This window comes from Novosphingobium sp. 11B (genome assembly GCF_054589055.1).
The window spans coordinates 1-5,972 of record NZ_BAAILP010000135.1 but is presented as its reverse complement, the minus strand read 5'-3'; the positions used below and the strand labels follow the sequence as shown (position 1 = coordinate 5,972).

The 5,972-nt window shown below is 62.9% G+C and carries 5 protein-coding genes; 1 reads left to right on the top strand and 4 read right to left on the bottom strand.

The window, feature by feature from the left end; translation table 11 throughout:
- Window positions 1–358: 358 nt before the first annotated feature.
- The 4 genes from ACYPYD_RS12330 to ACYPYD_RS12315 are packed head-to-tail and all read right to left on the bottom strand — an operon-like array spanning window position 359 to window position 5,554.
- The gene (locus tag ACYPYD_RS12330) at window positions 359–2,080 is read right to left on the bottom strand and encodes an SLC13 family permease (protein ID WP_459663388.1); all 1,722 of its coding nucleotides are present in this window, start codon (window positions 2,078–2,080) and stop codon (window positions 359–361) included.
- Window positions 2,077–3,651 carry a DUF389 domain-containing protein gene (locus ACYPYD_RS12325; protein ID WP_459663386.1) on the bottom strand — a complete coding sequence of 525 codons (1,575 nt, stop codon included), beginning with the start codon at window positions 3,649–3,651 and terminating at the stop codon, window positions 2,077–2,079. Before ACYPYD_RS12325 ends, ACYPYD_RS12330 begins: the two co-directional genes overlap by 4 nt.
- Window positions 3,652–3,699: 48 nt before the next feature.
- The gene (locus ACYPYD_RS12320) at window positions 3,700–4,593 is read right to left on the bottom strand and encodes a hypothetical protein (RefSeq protein WP_459663385.1); all 894 of its coding nucleotides are present in this window, start codon (window positions 4,591–4,593) and stop codon (window positions 3,700–3,702) included.
- A complete protein-coding gene (locus ACYPYD_RS12315) occupies window positions 4,523–5,554 on the bottom strand; it encodes a mechanosensitive ion channel family protein (RefSeq protein ID WP_459663383.1) in 1,032 nt (343 codons plus the stop codon). Before ACYPYD_RS12315 ends, ACYPYD_RS12320 begins: the two co-directional genes overlap by 71 nt.
- Window positions 5,555–5,633: 79 nt before the next feature.
- Between ACYPYD_RS12315 and ACYPYD_RS12310 the strand changes: the two genes are divergently transcribed.
- Window positions 5,634–5,825, top strand: coding sequence for a hypothetical protein (locus ACYPYD_RS12310; RefSeq protein WP_459663381.1), 192 nt, complete (start codon window positions 5,634–5,636; stop codon window positions 5,823–5,825).
- The last annotated feature ends 147 nt before the right edge of the window (window positions 5,826–5,972 follow it).

Sequence of the window (5,972 nt, the reverse complement as noted above, 5' to 3'; positions counted from 1 at the left end):
GATCGAGCCGCCGACATACGGGCCGCTCCAGTCCACCGCATCCCCGTCCTGCGCGAAAGCCGGCGCGGCAAGAGCGAGCGCCATCGCGCCCAAAGGCGCAAAGTACAGTGCCCTCATGGAAACCCTCCTTATCAGTCAACCAGATCGGCCGCTTTCGGAAGGACAAACAGCGAGGAACCACCATTAGTTGCGTCACCTTACTATGACGTTTTGTTGCCCGTGTGCCAAAGTGCCCATAGCCTATGGCACGTCTCAGCTAAACGTGAAGGAAGCGGCATGATTTCCGGGGTCGAAGAACTCTATGGCAAACGTGCGCTTCACCCTGCCTCCGTGCCTCTTGATCAACTGGCAAAACCGATCAGCCGTAAAGCAGCGTCAGCGTAACCGCCGCACAGGCCACTACAGCCACGACCAGTGGCGCGCCCATCCGGGCGTAGTCGCTGAATCTATAGCCGCCTGGCCCCATGACCAACAGATTGTTCTGATGCCCGATCGGTGTCAAAAAATCCGAAGATGCGCCGATGAGTACTGCCAGCAGCGCGGCATCCGGACTGACATGGAGGAGGTCGGCGGCATCGATGGCGAGCGGGCCCATGATGATCGCCGTCGCCACGTTGTTGAGGAATATCGAAAGCACCAGGGTGACTGAGCACAGCGCGGCCAGCACGACGACCAGCGGCAGCCCTGCCAGCGTCTCACCCAGCCATTGTGCCGCGATTGCTGCAGCACCGCTGTCCTCGAAGCTCTGCCCCACCGGGATCATGGCTGCGAGCAGGACAATCACGCTCCAGTCGATAGAGCGGTAGATTTCTTCCGATGGCAGCAGCCGCAGCGCAGCGATCAGTACCGCGGCGCCGGTGAAGGCCAGCGCAGGAGAAAGTCCGAGCCCGACAATGCAGGCGATCGCCGCGGCGAAGATCACGAGAATTCCGGCTGCGCGACGGTGAGCGGTCGGAACCGGGTCATGCCGGTCGATCTCCAGCACACGGGCAGCGGCGCTGAAGGCGCCAAGCTCCGCCTGAGGGCCACGGATATAGAGCTGGTCGCCTGCCCGTATCCGCATGTCTACCAGTTGCCGTCGTTCCCTGGCCACGCGCGGGCCTACCGCTACGACCTGCAGCCTCTGCTGGCTGCGGGTCCGGACTTCGTCGTAGCCGAGGCCGATGAGCGGAGAGCCATGCGCCACCGCAACGCGAACGGTGACCGCATCCGGCACATGGTCTGCGGGAACATCGCTTGCGAGGCCGGCTGTCGCCGCAACAGACCACTGGTTCTTGCGCGATACGACCAAAAGGCGGTCCCGCGCCTGAAATTGACTGACGCCGGTAATCGGCGCGATGTCCCGGAAGGTGGCAAGCATGCGCGCTCCGGCAGCCCTGAGGCGGCTACGCAGCTCCGCAGCATTCAGACGCTCGTCCACTACCGACAGCTCGTACACCCTCCACGGCGGCTTCCCATCACTCGAACTGCGTGTCCGTACCGGCAGCAGGCGCCATCCCACGAAGCACAGGTAAACAAGGCCAATGACCGTAACCGCCACCCCAACGGGCGTCATGGTGAAGAAGCCGAACGGTGTACCCAATCTCGCTTCGCGCACGGAAGACAGGATGAGGTTGGCGGGCGTCCCGATCAGGGTGGTCATCCCGCCCAGGATCGTTGCGAAGGCAAGGGGCATCAGGGTGGCGGCCGGCGATCGCCTCGCCGTACGAGCAATTTCGGTAGCGATCGGCATGGTGATGACCAGAGCGGCGATATTGTTCATGAAAGCTGACAACATGGCGCCCACGACAAGCAGTCCGGCCAGGCGCATCGCGAACGGGGCATTGACCGGGATGATCCGGTTGGCGACGAGGCTCGCAGCGCCGCTGAGCTCGATCGCGCGCCCGACCACCAGCACCGCTGCAACCGCCATCACGGCAGGATCGGCAAATCCCGCAAAGGCGTCAGCCGGCGCGACGAGACCCGTCACCAGACATGCGATGAGCGCAAAAAATGCAACCAGATCGTGCCGCACACGCTCGGAGACGAACAGGACGAGTGCGCCCAGCAGGATCAGGGCACTGACAAGGGCAGGGCTCAAGGCTGTTCCCCGCCTCCTTCGACTTCCTTTAGGGCAAACCGGCTTCCGGCGGCTGGAGCGGGCACCGCTTCGACCCCGTTCTCACGCATCAGGGCGGCAATGCCGATCGCGCGGCGCTGGGCAAGCGTGGGGGACTGGGGGGCATCGGCGGCAAGTCCCGGCACTGCAAGAGCACGAACATTCCAGCGCCCGGCGGCCCATGCCGTCACCAGAACGGCCTCGCGCGCGGGGAGGTCAAGGGCATCCTGAGAACCGCTGAAGCCGATTGATGGGTATGCCATCTGCGGCGGGGTGAGCACCACGTCCCACCCATCAGCCTGAGCCGCCGCCCGCCGTTCCAGAGAGCGATACGTGGCCAGCGTGGCCCCAGGAAGCGGCGTGGCGCTGGCCATCGCACGATGGTGATCGCGATCAATCATCACGCTGTCGGATGATATGCCAGCTGTCAGAGCGAGCATCTGTGACAGGCTGGCGATGCGCTGGGTTTCGATGGCGGCGGCATCGCCCGCCTGCCGGATTTCCTCACGCTGGGCCTCGATCGCACCGGCACCCGCTTCAAGCAGAACCTGATCCAACCGCAGCTTGATCGGCTGCCCGAGCCGTGCTGTGAGATCGTCCTGCAGGGCCGCGGTGCGCTTCATCTTGTCTCGCGGAGTTATCACGACGGCCCGAACCACGACAGGCTGAGCATCGAAGTCGATATCGAGTTGAGTAACCCGAGCATCGGAACCGAAGCGTTCGGAGAGGAAGGACCGGGTCTGGTTCAGCGTCACGGCTTCGCCGGCAATCTGCTTGAGGGAAATGCCAAGCGGAATGGCCATTGCGACGAAAACGAAGAGCAGAACGAAGGTCTGCGTCCACGTCTGCTGACTGGAGAGATGGTGGCCGAAACCGTAGAACCGCGCCATGATCATCGCCGACAGAGCGATCGTGACGAAGTTCGTGACGAAAAGCGCAAAGGCGCCGCCTAGCACCGGCATGTTCCACGTCGCAAGGCCAAAGCCGACCACGGCAAGCGGGGGCATCAGGGCCGTAGCGATGGCGACCCCGACGATCGTGTCCCCGCGCCCACGAATGATCGCGAAAGTACCGGCAAGCGCCGCGAAGAGTGCGACGGCGAGATCGAACAAGTTGGGCCTCGTGCGCGCGATGATCTCGCTGGTCGGCGCCTGGAGCGGTGAAAGCGCTACGATCAGCGCCGTGAACAGCACCGCCGCGCCGCCACCGATCGCAAGCGCCGTCAGCGCCCGTCTCATCTCGCTAAAGTCGAACAGGGCAAGACTGAACCCCAACCCAAGGATCGGGCTCATCAGCGGAGAGATGAGCATGGCGCCGATCACCACCGCGGGAGAGGACAACAGGAGGCCAAGAACCGCGATGCCGGCCGACATCATCACCATAAAGGCGTAGCGAGGCGTCCAGCCACTATCCTCGACGATGCGCGCCATCACCGCTTCGTGATCGACACGCCCCACGACCGACCGGCGCCACCAGCGGTAAAGCGCGACATGCTCCAGCCTCTCCTGGATGCCGCCCTCGGGCGCCGGCGCTACCGATTGAGATGCCGTCATTCCTGCCCCGTCCCCGTAACCTTCAAATCGTCGATGGAATAAGCACCGTCATCGCGTGCGGTTGCAGGTGCCGAGCGAGGTTACGACCATGCGATAGTCGTTCAGCGCCTGTTCGTGCTTTTCACTGCTGCGTGATACGTTCGCGGCAGCCGGCGGATAGGCGGGCAGGAAACACGCCAGGCTATACCATGCCAGGCTGTCGCGCGGCGGCGGTGCGCCAGTTCCAGCAGCTACCTGCGAGAACGAGACGCCCCAACTCGGTGCCGATCCCGGCTGATGGCGCACGGTGATCGCCGCGCTCCGCCCACCTTTGGTATCGAGGAAGATCTGTGTCTGCCCCTGCCCCGCAAGATTTCCGGGAACGAACATCAGTTCCCGTACCCGTGTGACGGGTGACGGCGCGCCGGGCGCCACCAATTCACTCAGGATGGACCGCAAGCGGGCTTCCTGGAGCGGCGTCCACAAGACCTGCGCCGTCGGATCGACGAGCTTGATGTCGCTGGCCTTGTCGGGCACGCGCCAGGCGAAGAGCAGCACTTCGCGGCCGGATAGCTCAGGACGATCCTGCGGCAGATCGACAAGGTAGCGCAGCGAAGGACCGATGCCCTGGCGTCCGTAAATCAGGGCCTCGGTTTGCGCTTGCGCGTAGAAGCGATCGTGCAGCGCGGTCGGATTACGGACCTGGGCGGGATCGAGGCGCGATATCGTCTGGACCCGCGCTTTGATGACCATGCCTGCACGCTTGGACAGTTCCACCAGGTCGGGGTAGCTCGGACCAACCGGCTGCCCCGCAGTCTGTGCATGTGCGGGCACGACCAAAATGAGCGATATGGCGGCAAGTGACCCGGCGCAGAGGGCTTTGACGGAAAAGTCAGGCATCGACTGGATCTTTCTGCTGGAACGCCGCTTCTGGCCGTCGGAGTGAAGGCACATCAGACCCATGCGTGACGAGGCCCATAAGATCCAGACCTGTCGGCCTTTGGAATAGCCGCAGCCCGAATTCCGGCATGATCGCGATGAGGTGGTCGAATATGTCCGCTTGTATATCTTCGGATCGTGCCCAGACGGTTGTTGATGCGAATGCGTAAATCTGCAGCGGCACCCCGTGCTCACCAGCTTCCAATTGCCGAACCAGCATGGTCTTGTCCTCGGCTATGTCAGGCAAACTGCGCAGATAGGCGAGGACATAGGCTCTAAACGTTCCAATGTTGGTCAGATGGCGGGCATTAAGAACTTCGCTGCCGGCATGATGACGATTCCAGGCCGATACCTCTTGCTGACGATCATCGAGATAACCCGCAAGCACGCTGAAGCGCGACAATCGCGCGAGATCCGACGCGGCAAGGAAGCGGACGCTGTTCTGGTCCATCATTAGCGAACGCATGATCCGCCTGCCCCCCGATTCCGACATCCCACGCCAGTTGCGGAAGCTGTCCGTGATCAGGCGGTGCGTGGGTATGGTGGTGATCGTCTTGTCGAAGTTCTGCACTTTCACGGTATGCAGGGCGATGTCGATGACGTCACCGTTGGCATTGAGTTTGGGCATCTCGATCCAGTCTCCCACCCGTATCATGTCGTTCGACGTGATCTGGACGGATGCCACCAGCGACAGGATCGTATCCTTGAACACCAGCATGAGCACCGCCGCCATCGCGCCCAGACCCGAAAGCAGCAGCAAGGGGGACTGGTCCATCAGCGCGGCGATGACCAGGATCGCGGTCGCACCGTAGACGAGCAGCTTGGCCACCTGGACATAGCCCTTGATCGGTCGGTTGCCCGCTTCCGGGCGTCGCTGGTACAACTCGTTGGCCAGCGTCAGAACGCCCGCCAGCGACAGCGCGAAACTGACGATGATGATCTCGGCGCAAATGCTGTGGACCAGATCCGGGAGTGCGGGCGGCAAATCCCGGGATGGTTCCGATCCCGCCTTGCACGATAATTGCGGGCAGGACGTTGGACAGCCGCGAGACGATTGAACCGATATGGCCAGCACCGACCTCGAACGGCGTGCGCTGAAGCAGGCGTATCATCCCGTTCAGGACGATGCGCCGCGCAATCCAGTTGGCGAACCACGCCGAACTCGCAAGGACGAGCAGCCCGAGCACGGTACGCGCCCAAGGTTCTTGCGCCCAATCGCCCGCAAATCGGGTAAGGGCATTGCTGGCATCGATTGACACGAAAAGTCCCCCAGAATTCATGTCAGGCAGCCCGTAGTGGCTTGCCGGCAGTCTCGTCGGTGAATCGCAATGCCACGAGGCCCACCACGCAGGCGGCGATCATCACGTAGGCAGGCATAAGCTGATCGCCCGTCCGGTCGATCA